The organism is Glaciimonas sp. GG7 (assembly GCF_052976905.1).
In genome coordinates this window covers 24,593-45,561 of sequence record NZ_JBRIIQ010000010.1, presented here as the reverse complement: position 1 = coordinate 45,561, position 20,969 = coordinate 24,593, and the positions used below count along the sequence as shown (strand labels likewise).

Genomic DNA, 20,969 nt, shown 5'->3' with positions numbered 1-20,969 from the left:
GGAACGCAGGGAAAATAGTGACAGTGGTAAGAAGCAAGGTAACAAAATGGCGTTAAATGGCTATTACGTGAAAAAGCTTGGTCAGAACAAAGGAGCGCCAAGAATTTGGCTTGAGGGTGCTTTGGCATCTTTGGGCGGTTTCAATCCTGGAACACGCTTTGACGTCGATGTTCATGGCAGGATGGTCGTGTTGCAAGCGAATCCTGATGGGACACGCGTTGTATCCGGTAAGAAGATCGGTGAAAAGACAAATCCGGTCATAGATTTAAATAGCAAAGAGCTTCTGGCCGTATTCGATGGCATGGCTGCTGTTCGTATCGCCGTCAAAGATGGTGAAATTTTTATTTTACCTTTGGCATCGGAATTAAAAAAACAAGAACGATTTAACCGTCTGCGAGAGAAACTTGAGTCGGGAGAACCGATAACGATCGGAAGTCTGTCTCATGGTGGCGGCATACTGTCGCATGCGTTCCATACTGGACTGGCCAGTGCTGGCATCGAAAGTAAACTCAGTTTTGCGAACGAAATTCGACCAGAACTTTTGGAGCATGCGCGTATGCATAATGATGCATGGTCGACCGATACAAAGGTCTATGCTGCTCCTATGCAAGAATTGGCTTTCGACGAACGTGGTTTGGCAAGCATCCCTTTGGTTGAGGGGATGGAAATTTCTTTACCGTGTAGCGGCGCCAGTCCGGCTGGCCGCAGTAAAAAAGGGCTGTCAAAGCCCGAGGATCATGAGCAGGTAGGCCATCTTGTCGTCGCCAGCTTGATCCTATTAGCAAAAGCAAATCCGGCTATTGTCTTGTATGAAAACGTTCCAGCCTACGCCGAGTCCGGCAGTGCTTCAATTCTGCGTAATCAGCTTCGGGATCTTGGCTACGAGACGCATGAGAAATTCTTAAACGGGAAAGAGTGGGGCGCTCTCGAAAACAGAAATCGATGGTGCATGGTCGCCGTCACGCAAGGCATCAAATTTGATTTCGATCAACTCGTGCCGCCAGTTCCAGCAGAGCGTCGTCTGGGCGATGTACTGGAGGTGATACCTGATGATGATCCGCGATGGTCCAGGATGCAGGGGTTGCGTGATAAAGAGGTACGGGATAAAGCACAAGGAAAAGGATTTTCAATGCAAATCTATTCTGAAGATTCTGATCACGTTAATACCATCACCAAAGGCTACGGGAAGGTGCGTAGTACTGATCCAAAATTACGAAATGCAAATAACCCTGACTTATTAAGGCAACTAACCCCGCTAGAACATGCGGCCGTAAAAAGCATTCCGCCGCATTTGATCAGTGGGTTAAGTAATACCGTCGCGCACGAAGTTCTTGGACAGAGCATCGTATTTCCAGGGTTTCGTGACGTTGGCCAACATATTGGTAACGCGATGAACGCGTTCGCAGGGCGGACAACTGTTTCGTTGGCAAACAGGACCCCACTCAACTGCACCGAACTGGTTTCGGCTACTGGTGCCACAATGGCCAGCGAGATTTTGGCATCTTTAACATTGGCCAACGCTGAGGGTGGGCGTTATTACGGGCGTGTGGTGGTAGCCGACGGTGATGTAGTAATTCAAGATGCAGGACGGGGAGCAGGAGTGGTGCATCAGTTAGATTTGCTTGATGACACGCCGCTATTAGGAGCCTCAGTCGATGTCGTGTACAGCCGAGGCCACGGAGTTGTTCGTGAGGTCGCCGAAAAAGGCAAAGCGTTGGAAGCTGGAATAAGTAGATAATTTTTACTGTGAATTTTATGGAGGTATTTATGAATTTCAATAATGCTGAAGAAAAGCGGTTACCTAATGGTGCTCTGGTTGTATCAGATGGCCGATTCATTGGTTCAGTGATCGATATTCAGAACGATCACGTGATTCAGGATACAGGACGAGGTAATCTGGTTGCGCATGATCTGGCAAACTTTGAAACACCGCCGAATAAAGGCGACAAAGTGGACATAGCGTACAAAGATGGGCTAGCCAAAATCGTGGATCCACTGTTGCACGACAATCATTCGGTTGGGGTCGCGATGAATACCCGTTAGGCAAAGCTTTAGCGACTAAAGACATTTCTTCACGGCATAATTAATTGTTATAATAAATTTTATGAAAAGAATGATTCGAATATTATTCCGCTATGTTGTTTTACTGGTATTCAGGGTGCAGATCAAGTATTCGGCCATCTCAACAAAACTTCAGCGCCATGGATGCGCAATTGTCACGGCGAACCACATTTCATTGCTTGATGGATTGCTGATCTGTCTAGCGTCACCGGTGCCATTGTTGTTCGCCGTTGAAGTTCCATTTGTACGAGGAATCAGTATGACGGCACACGGTTTGCGCCTACTCGTCTGGATAGGCTTTGGTGAAGTCGTGGCGATAGATCAACATACGCCGCATGGTCTGCGGTATCTGTTAAGGGCCTTGCGATCAAATCGCCCTGTGATGATTTTTCCTGAAGGTGCTATCTCTGTTGATGGCTGTCGTTCAACTGATCAAGCAGGGGTCGCCTGGCTTCAGAGGCAATCAGGTGCTATGGTTCTTGATGTGCGGATAGATGGTGCCGAACGTAGCCGTCTTTTCAGTAAAAGCGGCAAACATTGGTGGCCAGCGATTCACATCAAATTTTAATTATATTAGCTAAGACATTACTTAATGTTAATGAGGGAAATTTTTTATGGGCATCAATACAGATCAGGTTTTTGTTATTCCGGGACAAAAGACAATGACGTCAGGCGTTGCCGCAATCCAGCACGTTGTAGTCGTTGCCCCGGATCAGTCTGAAGCTTGGGCGTTAATTGAGAGGGAGATGCCCGAATTCAAAGCGCTGGGAGCAACTTCTTTAAAAGAGTATGAAGATGCCGTTGTAAAAATTAGGGCTACGTTAAGCGGGAGCGAAAGCGACTGGTCGATGTTGGTACATCCTGAGTTTGGTTGAATATTGGCAAGGTGACTGAATGAATGCCGAAATTGACAGTGCATCAAAACAAGCCGTCGTAACGGCTAAAAATCGCCGCTTAGGGCCGCCCATATTACACAGCGACGGTTGGAGTAGGGCGGAGGCCTTATTGCTCAGGAGTTTAGTAAATGCGGGTCAAGTAGACGCAGCAGTGGGGATTTTGGCATCATTGGGGGTTGATGATGCACGCGCCATCTTGATCCAAGCAGATTTTCGTCCGAGTCTGTTTGGCGATCGGGAATCCGTATTCGGAGGTTTGAAATTCGATTTTCTGAAAGCTGCGGAGCAATCCTTGGGGCCTGTAACTGCCACGGTGACAACAGAACTACCCACCGCGATGAACACATTGCAAACAGTATTCTCTGCCGGAGACGTTGAAGTAGGACTGGCTGGCACTGCGCCACTGGAGACTAGAACCTCAATGCAATTTTTGGCGGGCCAGGCGATTATGCACCGCGTGACTGGCTTCGAGATCGATGGCATCGATGGCAAATACAAGCTGCCATCCAGCATTGCACTGAGAGATGTGAAGAATTTGTTTGTGTATGCCGCTGGTGAATTGGCAATGGCAGAGGTTCGCTCAACCATTCCCGGGTGGGCAAATGGAAAACCGGCTGCGAAGTTCTCTGACCTTGTGCCAGAATCCATTGCACGTATTTTGCGCGGTAGTCCATCGCTGAGCGGGATTGCATCAGTGCAAGCTGCTTTGGTATCCGGGATGGTCAAAGACTTTGCTTCAAAACAAGGAAGTCAGATTATCGGGCAGGTTTTTGATAATCGTGGGGTGAAGTTAGATATGCCATCGGCACAACAACTTGCTGAGGATGCGGGACTCAAGATCACGATACCTGATCAACAGCGGGGAAATTATTTCGGTACAGTCGTCGCGATTGATCACCGGTCATCAGTCATAAAATGGTCGCGCGACTCGGTGCTGATTTTTCCTCACAAGGAATTGCCGGATGGAGTGGCGCGCCCGAGCAAAGGGGATGTGGTGCGAATCAAATATAGTGGTGGCAATGTGGGAGTAATAATTCAGTCGCAACCAAGGATAAAAGAGACTATTGGCGGACGATGACGCAAATTATTGTCATATATTTCCTTTTGTGACTAAAGTTTATAAACGATCAAATTCCTATCTTTTCAAAATAATGTAATGTTTTTTGAAGGCGTGTAATGTCCAATAACAGCAGTCAGATGTTGAAATTTCGATCAAAACGATCGCCAGTTCAAAATGCGTTAGCTGCATTGTTGTTGGCGGTCATGACGTGGTTCATATTTTCTACAGTGCCTACCCAGTGGTTCGCGTCCGCCGTGCAATATGACACCGGCTTGGGTGAGCCTATGTTTATTGCTGGAAAAATAGCCATTTACTTTCCGCTAGACTGGGTTGGTTGGGGCTGGCGCTTGGGCGACTACGACCCATTACGGATGTTGGTCAAGCGCATGCTGGCGTTAGGTATTGGCACCGTTGTGGTTGCCATGCTGTGCGGTGTTTGTTACGTGTTCATGTTGGCCAGAAAAAAAGCTGGCATGGATGATCTTCATGGCTCAGCACACTGGGCAAGTGTAAAAGAAGTAGATGCAACCGGCTTCTATCCAACCAATGAACGGCAGGTTGATGGCGCAATCATTGGCTCGGTGATGGTAGATTCAAAAAACGCCATTATTCATCCTATGCACCCGAAATATCATCGTCGGTATCGCTCAGTGATGGAAGGTCCGATCTTTCAACGCCGGCAGCAGCGCGATAAAGATGGCGTACCAAAAGTTGCGTTAAGTACGATTGTTAAGCAAGTCAAACTCCTGCGCGATGATAATCCGGCCCACATCCTTGCCTTTGCCCCAACGCGCTCCGGCAAAGGCGTCGGACTAATTTTACCCACGTTGTATACGTGGCGTCATTCAGTACTCATCAATGACATTAAAAATGAAAACTGGGCGCTGACGTCTGGGTTTCGTCAGGCTGCCGGACAAACAGTTATCCGATTTGAACCAGCTTGTCTGGATGGTTCTGCAGCACGCTGGAATCCGCTAGATGAAATCCGTATTTTTACCGATATGGATGTGCAAGATGCACAGTCCATCATGAATATGGTGTGCGACCCGAAAGGGGAAGGTCTTGAAGACCATTGGGCTAAAACTTCCTGGGAGTTCTTGACTGGCCTGGCACTGCACCTGCGGTACGAAGGTAAAACAGCGACTATGGCAGGGATGGCACAGTATCTCGGCGACCCGCGATGGGAAGACGAAAAACAGATGTACACCACGATGCTGCAAACGCAGCATGATCCAGAGGGAAAAACCCATTGGCTTGATACCGATAACAACAGAACATCGATTCATCCGGCAGTCGCGAATGCAGCAAAAACAATGCTCAATAAAGAAGACAAAGAAAGAACGTCAGTTTTATCGACCGCAAAATCGTTCTTGTCCTTGTATCTCGATCCAGTGGTGGCGCGCAATACCGCAACATCGGATTTCCTGGTTAGGGATTTGATGAATTCAGATAAGCCAGTGTCTTGCTACTACGTTGTCCAACCGGCAGATCTGGAACGTATGACATCACTTTCGCGGCTTTTTTACGCGATGGTTATTCGACGCAATGCAGCAGATATGCAGTTCGCTGGCGGGGCACCTGTGCAAAGTTATAAGCACCGGCTTCTGTTAGTGATCGACGAATTGCCATCCCTGCGCAAGCTGACTGTTTTGCAAGAGGCGCTCGGCTACATGGCCGGATACGGCATGAAATGCTATTTGATTTGCCAGGACATCATTCAACTCGAAGATGCCTATGGCGATAAACAAACGATCGTAGCCGGTTGCCACGTCAGAATTTCCTACGCACCGAATACCAGCGAGACCGCTGAAAAATTAGCCGCCATGACCGGAAAAACGACGATCACTGAAGAGAAACGCAGCACCTCGTTTAAGCAGATGGGCGTCGATACAGGCAACGTTTCTGTTTCCGAAGATAAGACCGGGCGAGAACTGATGACCTCGGCCGAATTTCTGGCGTTATCACGTGAAGACATGGTCATTTTCGTCGCAGGGTCCGCGCCGATTTACGGTCGAAAAATCAAATACTACGAAGACAAAGCCATGAACGCACGGTCAAAAATTCCTGCGCCGGCTAAGTCGGACATTCTGCGTTCGGCGGTCGTGGTTGTCACACCTGTTTCGAATCCACTGATTGATCGGGAAATGCAAAACCGGCAGCTTTGGCAAAAGCAAGTGGCGTCTGCAACAACAGAGGGAGTAGTCACAGCGGATGCTGATTGTGGCGCACTTAATGTTAAAGGTTCAGCGGATGTAACCGACGATGGCATAGTGGCCATGCCAATGAAAAAACAATCTTTTTACGCAGGTCGCGTCCATCATTTAAGTGACACCGAAAAAGAAGAAATCATCGCTATGGCGCATAAGATCGGCACGATTGAAAGTGTTGCCCTCTTGAGTGTTTTCTAGGAATGAGATGAAACTATGTGGAGCAATATTTTGCCTGGCCATGCTCGTGGCCAGCCAAGTGACAGCAGCCGAAGAAGTAGAGGCATTATTGACGCGGTGCGCACCAGCGGTTCATCCTGAAACAATGCGCGCTGTGCTATCCGCAGAATCAGGTGGGAATGTGTTGGCAATCGCAGATGCAGGTCCGCTAAAGCTGCCATGGAAACAACGCAAACACCTAGTGCGGTCCATCTATCCAGCCGACAAAATTGAAGCTGTAGCCGTCGTAAAAAAACTGCTGGAAAATGGCCACACCGTATCCATCGGCCTTGCCCAAATCAACGATCGTAACCTTCCTCGATTGGGTGTCTCGATCGAAGACATGTTCGAACCATGTAAGAACGTCAAAGCCGGAGCACTTGTACTGACCGAGTTCTACCAGTCTGCGTTGAGTCGCTTCGACACCAGCCAGCAAGCGCTACGCGCTGCGCTATCGAGTTACAACTCAGGTGATTTTTTTCGAGGAGAAAACGATGGTTATGTCGATAGAGTGACGGATCAGGTGGGCAAACCATTGGTGCTGGTAGAGGGCGGTTCCACGGAAACCAAGGCATCTTCCGTGATCGTACCCGCACTTAATCGTAAGGTAAAAAGCACAGCTCGGCCGGATAGATTGCGTGCTCCCGACCGCCTGGCGCGCAAACCGGTTCTTCCTGCCGAATCGCAAAAATATGCAAAAGAAGATTTTACGATGATTGTGACTTCGTTTGAAAGCAAGTAGCGCGGTTTCATTAAATTAGCTATTACCTTTTTTATACTGCTGTCGGTATGTGTGAAAGCAAAGAGAACCTAACCGCTTCGGCTATGCGCTGCATCCAAATCGTTTTATGGAATTCGAAATCAAATCTACATATAGCTCACAGCAACATCTGCCTACTTATCAATGCACTTCCCATGAGTCGTATAGAAAATCGTAGACGCGCAACCAGTCATACAGCCTTGTCGTTGGTAAGTTTACTGCGAATATCCGCGAGGATGCGTAAAGGACGCCGTTCCAGATTAAACGTATCGACAAACGTCAGTCGCTTAGACCAGTCAGTGCCTAAGACTATCGACATCACTTGTTCATTTCTTCGCCACAACGGATGGATAACAACAGTGCGCGACAATTCATCGCCATCAGGCGTACGTTCAATAATGCAGGGGAGACCAGAATGCTTGAGGTTTTCGTAGTTTAATCTGCCTGATCGCATTGCTACGACCGACTCCGCCAGACTGTGTGCGTATTCGTGCCAGCCAGATATCTCTGGCAGCGAGTGATCACGTGCATTAAGACCGCATGAATAATGGTCGTCGATCAACGCACGCAAGTAGGAAAGTCCAAGACGCCAATCCAGCAACCCGTGGTAGCGGCGATTGCCAAATCGCTGAATACAGCGATAGCACGAAGTTTTGCATTGCTCTGCGTGAGCATGTTCACCATTCACGTCGAGGAAGTCTTCAAGTGGCCAGACATGCTCGTTACCGAGGATATCTTCGATCAGTTGGGCGATGTATGGTTTGCCACCCGGGACGATCGGATAGCCAAGACGCCTGCATAGCCCGGAGCCGTTGATTAACGAGTCCGCAATCTGCAACATTGGCATACCGCCACGCAGACGTGGCTCGATCACCTCGAACTCCTCTGCAGATACGTCGAGTACGAGCGCTGCTTTTTGCACCAAAATCTGTGTCGCACTGATGGCTGCCGCTCGAGTCGCAATGTCGAAAAACTCTCCCTTTCGAGCCACACAATCCAATGTTAGACGCCGGTCAAACTTACTTATCTCCAGATAGAGCGCATCTGTTTTCTTGCGTGAGATCAAGCCGAACTGGACGCCGGTAGAAGCATTGACCTCCCAGCGGCCGCGCTTCGCGTTTTCAAGCACACTGCTCTCAATTGCCTGTGACTGATTCAGTTGCAGGTTTTTTGATGAGGATGGCAATGGCACACGGAGATCAATCACTTCATCGACCTTGAAGCGCTGACCATTTCCCTCGGCGTCTGGCACTCCGTCATTTAGCTGCATGATTGTGGCACCTGCACCACGCCGCACAACCATGTTCTTGTAAGGAACTGGCTCGCCTTCATCAAGCACCGTAGCGACGGTGCGCTGAGCCATGCGTCCAACATCGTCGCTGTCTTCCTGGGGATAGAAATCGGTGCGGAAAGCCGTCGGGGTCCGGTACTCGCTGAAATTACTCATTGAGATAAGGCTCTGACAGTCCTCGCATGAAATGTCCAATATCGGTATTTCTTCGTGGTGCTTGGCTGATCCGCAAGAGGCACAAATCGCTACGAACGTTTTAGACTCCCACCAGTTCGACACCGCCCGTACCGATAGGACTTCTTTACGCCACTGAGGGTCTGTAAGGTTACCTGTGAAGCCTACGACTTTGTGTCTTTGCTTGTCCTTCACGAGGATCGCACCCGGCGCATATTCGAACACGGCAAGATCCAAATCGCGGCTCATCGTTGACCACACATAATCGGCGCTACCATTGGTGCCCTCTTTGCGCAGGCCGAGGTATAGCGGCCGTACGCGAGTCGGCATGCCGTACATCGGCAGTAGCCCCCACTCTGCGAAGAATCGCGCCAGACCGAACGGCATTTTGGGCGCATATTGCCCAAGACTATCGATTTCCATCATCAGTTGATTTGTAGTCGCGCGCGCTAGCAGCTTCTGACGTTGCACCTCGAAAGTCGCAGTTTGCACGAACCGGTCCCGCACCTCAAACGTGGCGTCGAGCGCTACGCGAAGGCGACGCGGCCATTGCGCTTTCAGGTTACAGTAATAGTCCGCAGTGGTGACGTACTCGCCGTGAATATCTGGTGGAGATAGCAGGTCGCCAGGATAACTCTCGCCCTTAGCGTGACACTCATCGCGTAGATACTGGAATGCTGCACGTAGCCAAGTTTTCCGTAGCAACCGCAGCGGTATCGGCTCGTGATTTACCGCAAGGAATGGTGGCGGTGGTGCGTCGCCAGTGATCGCTTTCGGATGTGCAAAGTAATAGGCATCATGGGTACGACCCCGGCAGAAAGTAACGACAAAGGAAAACGCTTTCCCGCGCCGACCAGCGCGACCGACACGCTGCTGGTAGTTAAATCGCTGGGGCGGCATGTTTGCCTGATACACGCTCTGCAATGAGCCGATATCGATACCAACCTCCATGGTAGTAGTGGCCGATAGCATGTCAATCTCACAGGCCAGTTTCTGGGTATCACTCTCACCATTGACGAAAATTCCCTTAAATTTTCTTAATCTGTCGGAAAAATTATCGGTTTGTCCGGTCAACTCCTCCACGCGGAGTCGGAACCGCGCTACGCCATCGTCGGCTCCCCGGACGATGCGCTTACCAAGAAAGTTGTTGCTCCATAGTTCCTCCACCTTGCCATTTGGCAATTCGTCCAGTCGATCGCTGCAACGTGTGCAGTGCTGCACACCGATATGCAAATGGACGCGCTCGCAGGTATGGCAATGTGGTGGTCAAGTAATTTCGGACACAACAATAGGTTTTTTTTCTGCCATTTTTCGCTCGTAGGCGACGGGCGACAGATTTCCCAATACTGAATTGAATCGCTCGGTGTTATAGAACCCGACAATGTAAGCAGTAATGTCTTTGCTAGCCTCCGCGTGGTTGGCATATTGGCGTTGCCAGACGCGTTCCATCTTGAGATTGAGGAAGAAGCGTTCAGCAACGGCATTGTCCCAGCAGTTTGCACGGCGGCTCATACTGCAAACAAAGCCATGTTCATCGAGAAGGCCCTGGTAGAGCTGGCTGGCATATTGGCTGCCGCGATCGGAATGGACAATTAGCCCGGAGGCTGGTTGTCGTTGCGCAATCGCCATGTTCAGAGCAGCACAAACCAGTTCTGCTGGCATGCTCGGAGCCATCGCCCAACCGACTATTTTGCGTGCGAACAAATCCAGGACGATGGCCAGATACAGCCACCCGGCACCAGTACGGATGTAGGTAATATCAGTGACATACGCCAAGTCTGGTGCAGCAGGATTGAACTGCCGGTTGAGGATATTAGCGGCTACTGGCAAGTTATGTTTGCTGTCTGTTGTGTGGATAAACTTACGTTTCCAAACGGGTTTTAAGCTGGCTCGGCGCATCAGGCTACGTATCTTGTAGCGACCGATCACAAAGCCTTGATTCCTCATTGCGGTGACCAACCGACGACTGCCATAGCTTTGATGGCTGGCCATAAAAGCAGCCTTCAGGTGAACGCTTGTTTTACACAAAACCGGTTTAGCAGCACGATGCTGTGCCTCGTAATAGCCAGAACGACTCACGCTCAGGACGCGGCAGCAGTGTTTTACCGGGAAGGCCTTCTCTTGCAGTTGACGAATGAGTTGATAGCTCATTTCATTTCCCGGGCAAAGAAGGCCGATGCTTTTTTTAAGATATCAACATCCTGGCGAAGTTGGCGATTATCGTTTTCTAATTGTCGTATCCGTTGCTGCTCGGAGGTCAGCGGTAATCCTATCCCCGGCTTGCCGTTCTGCTCAGCGCCGTACTGCGTTACCCAACGACGAATTGCTGTGGTGCCTATGTTCATACTGGCGCTGACATGTTGAATACTCAGGCCTTGTTCTTTGATCATCCGCACGACTTCCAGCTTCAGGCTGCTGTCGTAATTCTTATGTTGCTTTGACATTTATATTTCCTCAGTTGATGGATTATCCACCCATTGAGGTGTCCGGAAAAATTAGACCACAGCACAACGCCAGTACGGGTCGCCGGCCTCCGTCATCTTCAGATATAAGTTACCAATACCAAACATACCGCTTCTGTGCCCCGCCGCCGTGAGCCGACCGAGGATATCGGTCAGGCGCTCAGTACAGGTGGACTCGCCAAAGATCCTTTGTGCAACCTTCTTGACCCGTTTGTGTGTGATGTCAGTACCAGTTACCCATTCCTTTATGAGATCGTCATCGACATACTGATTTTCACGTATCCGGTAGGCACCGGCGAAAATCCGCAGCCATGCGTCAAGCTCTTTGTCTTCTGCTGTATCACGGTCCGACACACACGGATAGGCGAGTCCAGTCTCTTCCAGTGCGAAGAAGGTATTCGAGAAGATGACGTCATCGATCAATTCGTATTGCTGCAACAAAATTTTGCTGCTCAAGTCTGCGCGTTCCGCCCCCGTCAAGTCATCACGATAGGTGACATTTTTCTCTTCTAGTACGAACAGCTCGTGCCATTGGTGGCGACCGAATCCCTTGCGCCCGGTTTTATCGAACGGATGGACTCCCATCCGGACGAACTCAGCGACCAGTTCTCCCATTCGACCTTCATTGCTGTCGGACTGCAACAACTTACTGAGCGCGACGATGCGCCCACCTCCCGGTGGTGTATCCGATGGCCGACCTTGCGCACGATAGCGATCATTGAGTTCGTCAAATTCATTAGATTTACCTTCCCCTAATAGCTCTACAATCCGCTTCGCGTACTCTGCACGGGTTATCCACTCCTTGCTTTGTCGCTCCGCACAAGCGCGTGCGGCAGTCACCAGAACCTCACGTCGCAGGTCACGCAAATGCATGCTCTCAATCTCAAGTGCTTGGTTAGCCGCATCCTGCCGGCTATCAGAAAAACAAATACCTTTGGCTTCGGCACTGACAGCGTGTAGTAGCTCAAATAGTTCGGTTGCAATTAGCTGCGAGGCTTTGCTAACGCCAGTACGGAACGCACGAATCGGCGAGCGTGAGCGGTTGGAGGCAGGACGTCTCGAATAGTCTGTACCGCATTTCGGGCAACAGAACGGTTGCGCTGACCGCGCGCCGGTAACCTTACCTTTCCCATTTTTTATTTTTACCGCTTCAAGCTTTTGGAAATATAAATAGCCACCGATATGCCCGTCAGGTACATCTTTATCCATTTTGTTAACTGCAACTACACCGGAATGCGGGTCAAGGTGAGCTAACTCCCAAGTGTCGTAGTCGCGATCAGGGCCGAGCGGTTCGCGCCGCTGCGGCCAGAATACAGCGAACTCTTCCATTTTCATGTCGTCGTAGTACTCGTTGGCTGCGCCTTCAGGCAGGTTCTCGATATTTCCAGAGGATGGCAACAGCTCGGTCTCCATGCTCTCCAATGTTCTCTCGCCGCGCTGCCCCCCGATCAACAGATCCCCGCAAGCTTCGCAATACAGCAGTTCGAATAGGCGGCGACCACGTTTTTCTCCAGCGAGAGTGCGGGCGTGGGATAAGCCGCGTTCTATGGTGAAGTTACTGAAGACGACGCCATCCTTGGTTGGGTACGGAGCAGCAAACAAGCCCTCAATATTGCGAATAAATGTATGAAATCTGAAGGATGGGATGTTTAAAACAACCGCATGAAGATCAGTGTTCCAAGCTCTTGTTTCGGGCAGTGCGCGCGCGAGCATTAAACCGCGCAGGGATAGCACAAAATTGGTCGATCCTGGCATGAAAATTCGGCTGGCCACGTCAACGATACTGGTCGCACGCACCCCATCGCCGTCACGGCAGGCACTCGTCAGTGCCGCCGCCGCCGCTTCGGCTAGCTTCTTCACGATTTCTTCCTCTGAGCCGCTGCGTATTCCGAGTGCATGTGCAGCGGCCTTAACGGCGACGCTTAACTCGTCAGTGCGACTTAGCTTGGCAACAAAGCCGTTGCCACCGACAAGTGCGATCTCCATTAGACGTGCGAACGGAACAGGATCGATTGAGCCGCCGCTCCAGGTCGGAATATTCGGCACACCCTTGACCACACATTCTTCCCAGAAATCAGGGTCGGTCGAACCGGGGTCCCCAGCAAATTTGCTAGTGCCGAACGGCGCGAACAGGTCGCGTAGATAGGTGCGCGATTGCGCGCCATCGTTACCGTCCATGGGCAATGATGCTGACGATGCCAGGATACGCAGCTTTTGCCGGTACTGTGGATGATCAAGTCCGAGGCGCACGATCAAAGTCTTTATCAGGAATGCGATCTCGGTACCGGCAGAACCCCGTATTAAGTGAAGCTCATCAAACACCAGGTAAAAATACGCATCGTCATGCGACATAAGCCAATCTCTGGTTTTATCGAAAATCGGATTCTCAATTTCACGCGACAGCATTGACCCGAGCATTGATGCGTTGGTTACCATGATGTCTGGCGGTGCCGCATGCATGTCCCAGCGAGAGAGCATTTCGCCACCATCCAAAGAAGGGAAGATATAGCGGGTCTTGTCGGGTGCGTTCTTGCCGTGCGCGGCCGCTTCCTCCGATGCCTTGGTATCGTGCTGGCGTGCCGCCTGTTGATCAGACTGAGCACGTTGCATCGCGAGGCGCAACTTACTCAGACGGCGTAAGCGGCGCCCTTTTTCTTCCTTGTCATCCGCAATACGCGGATGGGTCTGGTAACCGGTTACCGGAGTTGCGCTTGTGTACTGTGCAAAAAAAATACGATTCCCAGCGAATCTCTCACTCATCACGGCGCGTGCATCGTCCGAATCGAGTGTTTTGCGCAAACGTGCCATTTGGTCTTCGACCAGTGCGTTCATCGGATAAAGAACTAGCGCGCGTACCGCCGCAGGTCGTCTCTCATTTTTTCGCATCGCGCTCCAAGGTGTCTCCGACTGTGTCCACCACCGGTCTTGCAAGTATCCGTCTTCCGCTACTGCCCACCCAACCGCTTCGTTCGCGATAGCCGCCAGAACTGGCAGCATGAAGCTCTCCGTTTTGCCCGATCCAGTTCCAGAGGTAACGATTCCCGGGTGCCCTGGTTTAATGCCGCGCTCAAGCATTGATATCTGATGGCGGTAAGGAGCATAGCGTGACTTGCGCCGCATTTTTCCGTTAGCTGGATCACCTTCGAACAACCCGGACAACGCGAGTTCGACGAATGCGTGCTTACCCTCTGCGGACAGGCTATCAAGAGGTCCATGCTCTAATAAGGCCAGTTCCTCGAGTTTTTTATCGCTCGTCTCATAACGCAGCACAGGTTCAAGTAAAGGTTCTGTCGCCAGCGTATCGGACGATTCAAGCAGATCTCGGCGCGCCTTGGTCACGCAGGGATCTGAAATACGAAAACTGGTCTCTACGTAAGAGATAAAAAAATTCTTAATACGGTCAAAGCCACCGATAGGGTCAAGCATGAGGTCTGTTCCAAGGTTGGACAGCAGTGGGCACCGTATTAACACCTGACACAGCTATAAAAAGTTCAGTTAAAGGTTCATACGCAACGCCGAGCCTCACAGCTTCGACGGCGGCCCGTGCGGCCCGCTGCCCGGTAGCAACACTGAGTTGCCGTGCGTGTGGCGCGATGGCGGGAAGCCCATCAGTTAGGTTTTCCAGGCGCTCACCGGGGTCAAGTTCATGCCTAGAACCAATAGTTGGGATAGTAATCACCGCAATGACAGCCTTTGCCGCTAATGCCGCCCTGACATCAAACCGTACAGTACGTGCGAAGACCTTCGCAGCCTCCTCGTTATCTTCGTTTTCGATGGTGATGCATATAAGAAGCCGTCGTGGCAGCTCACCGCGCCGGGCGCGCGCAGCGAGGGCAGGAAACCAGAAGCGCGCACCTGAACGTTCAGCGCGCTCGATTATGGCCAGTATCGTTCTCGGATTAGCTTTATCCGTGCCACCGGCGAACACCAACGCCTGGCCCAGAGCTGTCTGTACGTTGGTTCCTGGACGCAGCCAAAGATCCTCGAAAGTGATGATAGTCGGATCAGCTTCCAGCCGCACTGATACCGCGTTTGCAAACAAGGATTCCGCAATCAACAGAAAATCCTCAACGTCCGGACCACAAAGTGCAGGAACTTCACCCGCCAGCACGAGCGCAAGAAACTGTAGCATCAGAACCTTGCCGGTTTCCGAAAGAAGAAGGGAGCGTGCGACAAGAGCGTTAACCTCGGCAAGCTGCAGCGGCGTACCCTCTTTTGGTGCTGGCAGGGGGACTAGCATTCTGTACGATGCGGCGCTAACTTGCAGTTTAGCTACACTAACCAGTGCAAGAAGTCTGTCGAGGTTGTCTGACGTTTCTAGCTCTTCTGCGCGCAGAGATAGGAGCCGGGTGTCGATTTCCTCGGACTCTGCGCGTTGTGCATCGAGCTCAACACGTAACTTGTCGCAGCAACTGGCAAGCTCATCAGCTTGTTTTTCGAGCACGGTTGTGCGTGAGTCCAACCTTCGGCTAATTTTCTCTTCACCTTCTTTTTTTCGTACAGCTAGTTCGCACTCAAGCGCCAGCACGCATTCTGCTTGCCGGTCCTCAGCTTCTTTACGTGCCTGACACGCGAAGTTCTCGATTTCTGCATCCAACGCTGCCAGCTGTTGGCGACGTATCGGCTCCAGCTCGCGTAGCATATCAGCATCGAATTTGGCGCGCGCTGCGCGTCGCTCTTCCGCAGCGATGATATCAGCCCCTGTTTTAACCAGTACAGCAACACGAGGATCTGCAAGCATCGCATTCACGAATCCGCGCAGCAGTCCTTGGTCCTCTACGAGACGCTTAACCAGCTTTCCCGAGCGTAGCGCATCGTTGGCAGCAGCAAGATCATTGCCGCTTAACGACTGTAAAGCTTGACCACTCTTCGCATGCTCCTTCAGCCAGGCGATGGTCTCATTGACTCGAGGGTCGGAAGTATTGGCAATGGCGCGCGCAATGCGCAACGCATAGGCCTCATCCGACGACCAGTCGTAAATGTGAGCAATGACATGCTTACCGTTATGGCGAAGATCGTACAATACGACATCTCCAGCCTCAACTGGTACACGAATGATTGCGTCGGAAACAAATGAAAATGCGGGGACTTTTTCAGTCAAATTTGCGATCTGAGCAATGCCTTGGACTTGGCGCAAGTCGACTAGAAGTACCTCTGTCGGGAGTGATCGCAAAACCCAACCTCCAGGAGGCTCGGACATTCTCAGTTCTTCTGCAGCCAAGTAGCGTTGTACTTGCTCTGCACCACCTAAATGTCCCAAATCAACATAGTGGTACAGTGGTTTGTAATCGCCGACAGTCCAGAGGCTACTTGCCTTGTTTCCTTTACCAGATAGCTGGAACCTCCCCCACTCGCCGAGTGCGATTGTCTTCGCATCTTTACCGCGGAAATCAACTTCTCCGGCTCCTCCAAATATGCGCCGTGCATTTTTAACCAGCTCCCAGCCACTATCACCCAGACGGGCGATAACTTCCAGATTTGCTGCTTTGTCATGCTCATGGAGCCTTACACAGCGCCCGATGTACCACATAGGGCTGGATATCATTCTGTTCTTTCATTGTTAAGTTGTAAGACCAGCTGGTTATCCAGCCATTGCGGCCGCAGTCTGCCTCCCGATCTGCGAGCTGTAGAAAGCACTGAGCCTGCCGAACACTGCTCACTGATTGCCGGCCCGACTATGCATCCAGGAAGTAAAGATACAAGCCACCGCACGTCTGCCTCGGAAGCTGGATAGACGTAGTGCCGTCCATTCATCCCCGCAGCCCTGAGCCGGCATCGCCGTAACATCGCGGAAAGCAAATCTGGCAAAGAGCCTTCCTGGGATAACCGGGCAATATGGTCACCGCGAAATTCGAACATAGGGACGGCGGCCATTCCGTGCGCCGCAATGATCGCCGCGCACCGTGATAAATAATGAAACGAACGCCCACCCTGCTCGACGCGGTATACGTCATGGTCAGTGTTATTTTGATGGGATCGCAAGCTCAACCGAACCGGCCCGTCAATCGCACCCGTGCGCACAAAGCGTCTCGCGCTCCAACACCAGGTGGACGCGATCTGATAGTGCTCCGCGTGTCGCTTGGTATCAGCAAGCGCAAACGGTACGGAACCAGCAGTATCTACCTCCATGGCTAGCGGCCATCCCAATCGCTCAGCCAGTGCGACGGGCGATACGCCAGCTGCTCCCATCACAGGTACGGACCATTGCTCAACATCTTGTCGATTGAAGCAGTGCCCACCTAAGCCTTGGACAGCCAATTTGAAATCGTCACGCAGTTGGCTGCAAAGCGCACCTTCCACCAATGCCATCTCAGCATTCCCGTAGCAGACTTTGACGATGCGCGGTGCAACCAGCGTCCATACACGGCCCTTCCATCCTTGTCGTAGCCTCGGCGCAATGACGCCTGCGTCCTGCAACAAACGTAGCATCAACCACGGATCAAGTTTGTCTGCCGCGCGCCGAACAAGGTCAACCAAGTCCTTCTCGTCCCACCCGGAGCCGCCGTCTGCGTATACCGCTTCCAATAGGTTCTCCATTGCAGTGCTACCAGGCTCCCAATCAAGCGCTTCCCGTCCATCGCACCAGACCAGGCGAGACTCAACGCAGTTCCAGTCATGCATAGGCTCCAATTTGTAGCGAGCACCGTTCAAGACGGCATGGGGCAAAGCACGGTCGACAAACTGCATCCGTAACTGCCAAGGTGCAGAACGCTCCCCGTTGTGTAGCTCTGGCTTAACTGTGTAGATACCGACCAGCGGTACGTCGGAAACCAATTGCACCACGCCGTTTGTACTGACGATCTTAGCGGCAGGTGCTTCAACGGTGTTGGCGGAAACCACGAGTTCGCTGGTGTCAGCGTCAATGCTTGGCAGGAATCGGGGTAGTCCAAGCCATAGGCCTTGGACGCGAACACCATTGGTTACTGCAGGCCGAAAGATCCGCTCACCTGCACCGGCCAAAAAATATGCTTGGGTCAGAGTTGAGTCTACGACCTTGATCGACTTTGGCTCAGCGGTAATCAGCCATCCCACTTTGATCAGTTGTCCTAGTCGCTGGCCTATCGTACCTTCGTGCTTGGTCGCAAGCGCTACATAGACGCGGTCGTGGCATCGCGCGAGATCCGGCTCAACTTGCCAGCGTCCCAAGCCCGTTTGCCGAAAAAAAAGAATGCCACGGTTAATTGCCGGACCAAGATTGGCGCTAGAGGCGGCCCCACTACTAATGAGTGCCTCAGCTAGGCTGCTAAAACCATGTATTTCAGTTTCTTCTTGAAAGGACGTGCAGAACTCCCTTTCAGCATCTTCGTTGAATATCAGTTCGAGATTCGTTTGATATGAAGTACCCTTGTACATTCCGACACGCACACGGGTAAGCAATCGCCAGAAGCGGTGCTCAGCGAGAGCACGACGCTGCGCATAATAAGAAAGTCGGAAATCTTCGATTGCGTCCCGTAAGCCGGTCGACGCCTCATCCTTGACAAGCAGGAACGCATTGAGCGCCACTGCCGGATAATCCAGACTCACACAGCGTTCCTGCACGACCCGTTCGACTAACCGGATGTCAGAGCGATTGGGGAACGATAGACGGCGTGTGTAACCGATTTGATTCCAGCCCCTCGGATCGGGTAACACCAAGTGTCGAAATGCATCTCCCGCCGCCACTCGCTGATCTAGCCAGGTAACCAGTTCTTTCCACGTGGATGCGACACCCTTTAGATTCGCAAATTTACCTTTTCCGAGCCAGTCTGACAGTTTTCCACGAAAGGCACCTTTCGAAAGGTGCTTTCCATCTAGCAGGCTATCGATGAAAAGGGTCAATATCAGGTGCGTAAAAAATCGCGGAACTTCGTTGGTAGAAATTCGTTGAGATCCACACTTAAGAGATTCGATCAACAACGGATCATTGACCAAGACCTTGCGAAAGGCCACTTCGACCTCTTCTTCAAACGCCATATCAACCCCGCAAGCTATGGCAAGAGTGCTGCGGGTCACCTCAAAAGAATGTATATCGCTGGCATCACCATCTGGCGCAATCATCAAAAAATAATTAACCAGTAGCCGCTCCCACTCATCCAAGGTGGAGGGCAGCTTTCTAGTCACAATATCTCTATTTGCATCGTTCTGATTTTTCACGTAATAGTCCACGCAACAGCGTTAATACAGCGCATGGTTGTAAAGTCCTGACCAAATGTTGACTGCTTGAGTACGCATCACAACCAAATATGTAATGTGCAGCCGAGGTTCAAAATAATTTGACAGCGGCCGTGCTATACAAACAACCAAGAAAAATTAATTTGCGGCTTGGACTGTTTTTGCAGTCCTGCTAGATCGCTTCATATGTGTTGATATTACAGCATCCTTTTATAAAATTACAACATGAATATTTATGAACGTATGCCTAGTAATAGTTATTTAATTAACAAATCATTAGGTCCTAATACATCGACAAAGCATGTGATGGCAATAATGTTACGAATCAGGGACAATGCAATAAAATAAAGGGCTTTTCAGATGGGACACTATTACGAATTTTTCGCAGGTGGCGGAATGGTCAATGCAGGCTTGGGCAAAAGCTGGCAATGTTTATTTGCCAATGATTTATGCGAAAAAAAAGCGTCTTCCTATCGCGCTAATTGGGGTAATAATCATCTAGTCGTCTGCGATGTTGCATCGATCAAAACAAACCAGCTGCCAGGCAAGGCTGATCTCGCTTGGGCATCTTTTCCTTGCCAAGACCTGTCCTTGGCCGGAAATGGGCTTGGCCTGGATGGAGAGCGCAGCGGCACCTTTTGGGCGTTCATCAAGCTGATGAAACAACTTAGCAGGGAGGGTCGAAGACCGCAGATTATCGCCCTTGAAAATGTATATGGTGCACTGACCAGCCATGCTGGTAAAGACTTTGAGGCAATCATAAATGCCGTGACAGATGCAGGCTATCTCGTGGGTGCGATGATCATTGATGCAGTGCATTTCGTACCCCATTCACGACCGCGCCTCTTCATCATTGGCATCGATGATAGGTTACCGACCCCACAGGACTTAGTCGCCGAAAATCCAAATCCAGCTTGGCACGCAGCTGCACTCATCAAGGCTCATAACCGTCTCCCTGGCAAACTCAAAGATAAGTGGCTTTGGTGGAATCTGCCTGTGCCTAGCCTACACCTCAAGACATTGGACGACATCATTGAGAAAAATCCAAAAGGGGTAGCATGGCATTCCGATGAGCAGACCTCGCGTTTGCTTGAAATGATGACGTACGTAAACCGGCAAAAAGTCATGCTCGCTCAACAAGCTCGCCAGCTAAAGATAGGTACCATTTACCGCCGCATGCGTGATGGAGTACAACGAGCAGAAGTACGTTTTGACGGTATTGCTGGTTGTCTACGTACCCCAAAGGGTGGATCGAGCCGACAGACGATTATCTCGGTAAATGGCAGTGTTATCCGATCACGGTTACTTTCGCCAAGAGAAGCAGCTCGATTAATGGGATTGGACGATAGTTACGTTTTACCGGAGCGTTATAATGACGCATATCACCTTGCTGGTGACGGTGTTCCCGTACCAGTTGTTGCCTACTTGGCGCGTAATATCTTCGAACCTGTGCTAGCGGTCAGTCATCAGTTATCATTGATTGATGTTGCGTAACGTATTTGTCAGCACCTGATGTAAAAGTTTAATTTAATCGGCTTATGGCTTCGGCAATTCGCTCATGTTCTTGCAATAAACTGCAAGCTTCGCCGGAAGATAGTCATTGATCACAGTACACTATACTTTTGCCAGAAAATGCGCCCTGCTGACTACCCATCTCATGTGTTGGCGAGATGATGCGGCATAGCAAA

General features: G+C 50.9%; 13 protein-coding genes. 8 read left to right on the top strand and 5 right to left on the bottom strand.

All coding sequences use genetic code 11. The features are described from left to right. Positions 1-46: 46 nt before the first annotated feature. The 7 genes from ACVBEF_RS04600 (at position 47) to ACVBEF_RS04570 (ending at position 7,185) form a co-directional block, all read left to right on the top strand. Entirely contained in the window at positions 47-1,738 is a 1,692-nt protein-coding gene (locus ACVBEF_RS04600; protein ID WP_447122768.1) for a DNA cytosine methyltransferase, read from the top strand. Between the two features lie 29 nt (positions 1,739-1,767). Further along, entirely contained in the window at positions 1,768-2,043 is a 276-nt protein-coding gene (locus tag ACVBEF_RS04595; protein WP_447122767.1) for a KfrB domain-containing protein, read from the top strand. A gap of 61 nt (positions 2,044-2,104) precedes the next feature. Next, the gene (locus ACVBEF_RS04590) at positions 2,105-2,629 is read left to right on the top strand and encodes a 1-acyl-sn-glycerol-3-phosphate acyltransferase (RefSeq protein WP_447122766.1); all 525 of its coding nucleotides are present in this window, start codon (positions 2,105-2,107) and stop codon (positions 2,627-2,629) included. 46 nt (positions 2,630-2,675) lie between these two features. Continuing rightward, positions 2,676-2,936 carry a hypothetical protein gene (locus ACVBEF_RS04585; RefSeq protein ID WP_447122765.1) on the top strand — a complete coding sequence of 87 codons (261 nt, stop codon included), beginning with the start codon at positions 2,676-2,678 and terminating at the stop codon, positions 2,934-2,936. A 19-nt stretch (positions 2,937-2,955) separates the two neighbouring features. Beyond that, positions 2,956-4,035, top strand: coding sequence for a hypothetical protein (locus ACVBEF_RS04580; protein ID WP_447122764.1), 1,080 nt, complete (start codon positions 2,956-2,958; stop codon positions 4,033-4,035). Between the two features lie 404 nt (positions 4,036-4,439). Then, positions 4,440-6,425, top strand: a complete 1,986-nt coding sequence (locus tag ACVBEF_RS04575; protein ID WP_447122790.1) for a type IV secretory system conjugative DNA transfer family protein — start codon at positions 4,440-4,442, stop codon at positions 6,423-6,425. Between the two features lie 46 nt (positions 6,426-6,471). Then, complete coding sequence (locus ACVBEF_RS04570) at positions 6,472-7,185, top strand: lytic transglycosylase domain-containing protein (protein ID WP_447122763.1); 714 nt, start codon at positions 6,472-6,474, stop codon at positions 7,183-7,185. 208 nt (positions 7,186-7,393) lie between these two features. Here ACVBEF_RS04570 and ACVBEF_RS04565 read toward each other — a convergent pair whose 3' ends face one another. From ACVBEF_RS04565 to ACVBEF_RS04545, 5 genes are all read right to left on the bottom strand, one after another. Then, on the bottom strand, positions 7,394-9,889 hold the full coding sequence (locus ACVBEF_RS04565; protein ID WP_447122762.1) for a helicase-related protein: 2,496 nt from the start codon (positions 9,887-9,889) through the stop codon (positions 7,394-7,396). Positions 9,890-9,934: 45 nt separating this feature from the next. Next, positions 9,935-11,112, bottom strand: a protein-coding gene (locus ACVBEF_RS04560; protein ID WP_447122149.1) for an IS3 family transposase whose coding sequence is annotated in 2 segments (ribosomal slippage) — positions 9,935-10,845 and positions 10,845-11,112 — 1,179 coding nt in all. Because the reading frame shifts where the segments join, the coding sequence is not laid out codon by codon here. Between the two features lie 51 nt (positions 11,113-11,163). Further along, on the bottom strand, positions 11,164-14,556 hold the full coding sequence (locus tag ACVBEF_RS04555; RefSeq protein WP_447122761.1) for a DEAD/DEAH box helicase: 3,393 nt from the start codon (positions 14,554-14,556) through the stop codon (positions 11,164-11,166). Continuing rightward, a complete protein-coding gene (locus ACVBEF_RS04550; RefSeq protein WP_447122760.1) occupies positions 14,549-16,660 on the bottom strand; it encodes a hypothetical protein in 2,112 nt (703 codons plus the stop codon). Before ACVBEF_RS04550 ends, ACVBEF_RS04555 begins: the two co-directional genes overlap by 8 nt. A gap of 11 nt (positions 16,661-16,671) precedes the next feature. Then, a complete protein-coding gene (locus ACVBEF_RS04545; protein ID WP_447122759.1) occupies positions 16,672-19,230 on the bottom strand; it encodes a hypothetical protein in 2,559 nt (852 codons plus the stop codon). Between the two features lie 411 nt (positions 19,231-19,641). On the opposite strand from ACVBEF_RS04545, the gene ACVBEF_RS04540 reads away from it, so the two are divergent. Continuing rightward, positions 19,642-20,775, top strand: coding sequence for a DNA cytosine methyltransferase (locus ACVBEF_RS04540; RefSeq protein ID WP_447122758.1), 1,134 nt, complete (start codon positions 19,642-19,644; stop codon positions 20,773-20,775). Positions 20,776-20,969 lie beyond the last annotated feature (194 nt).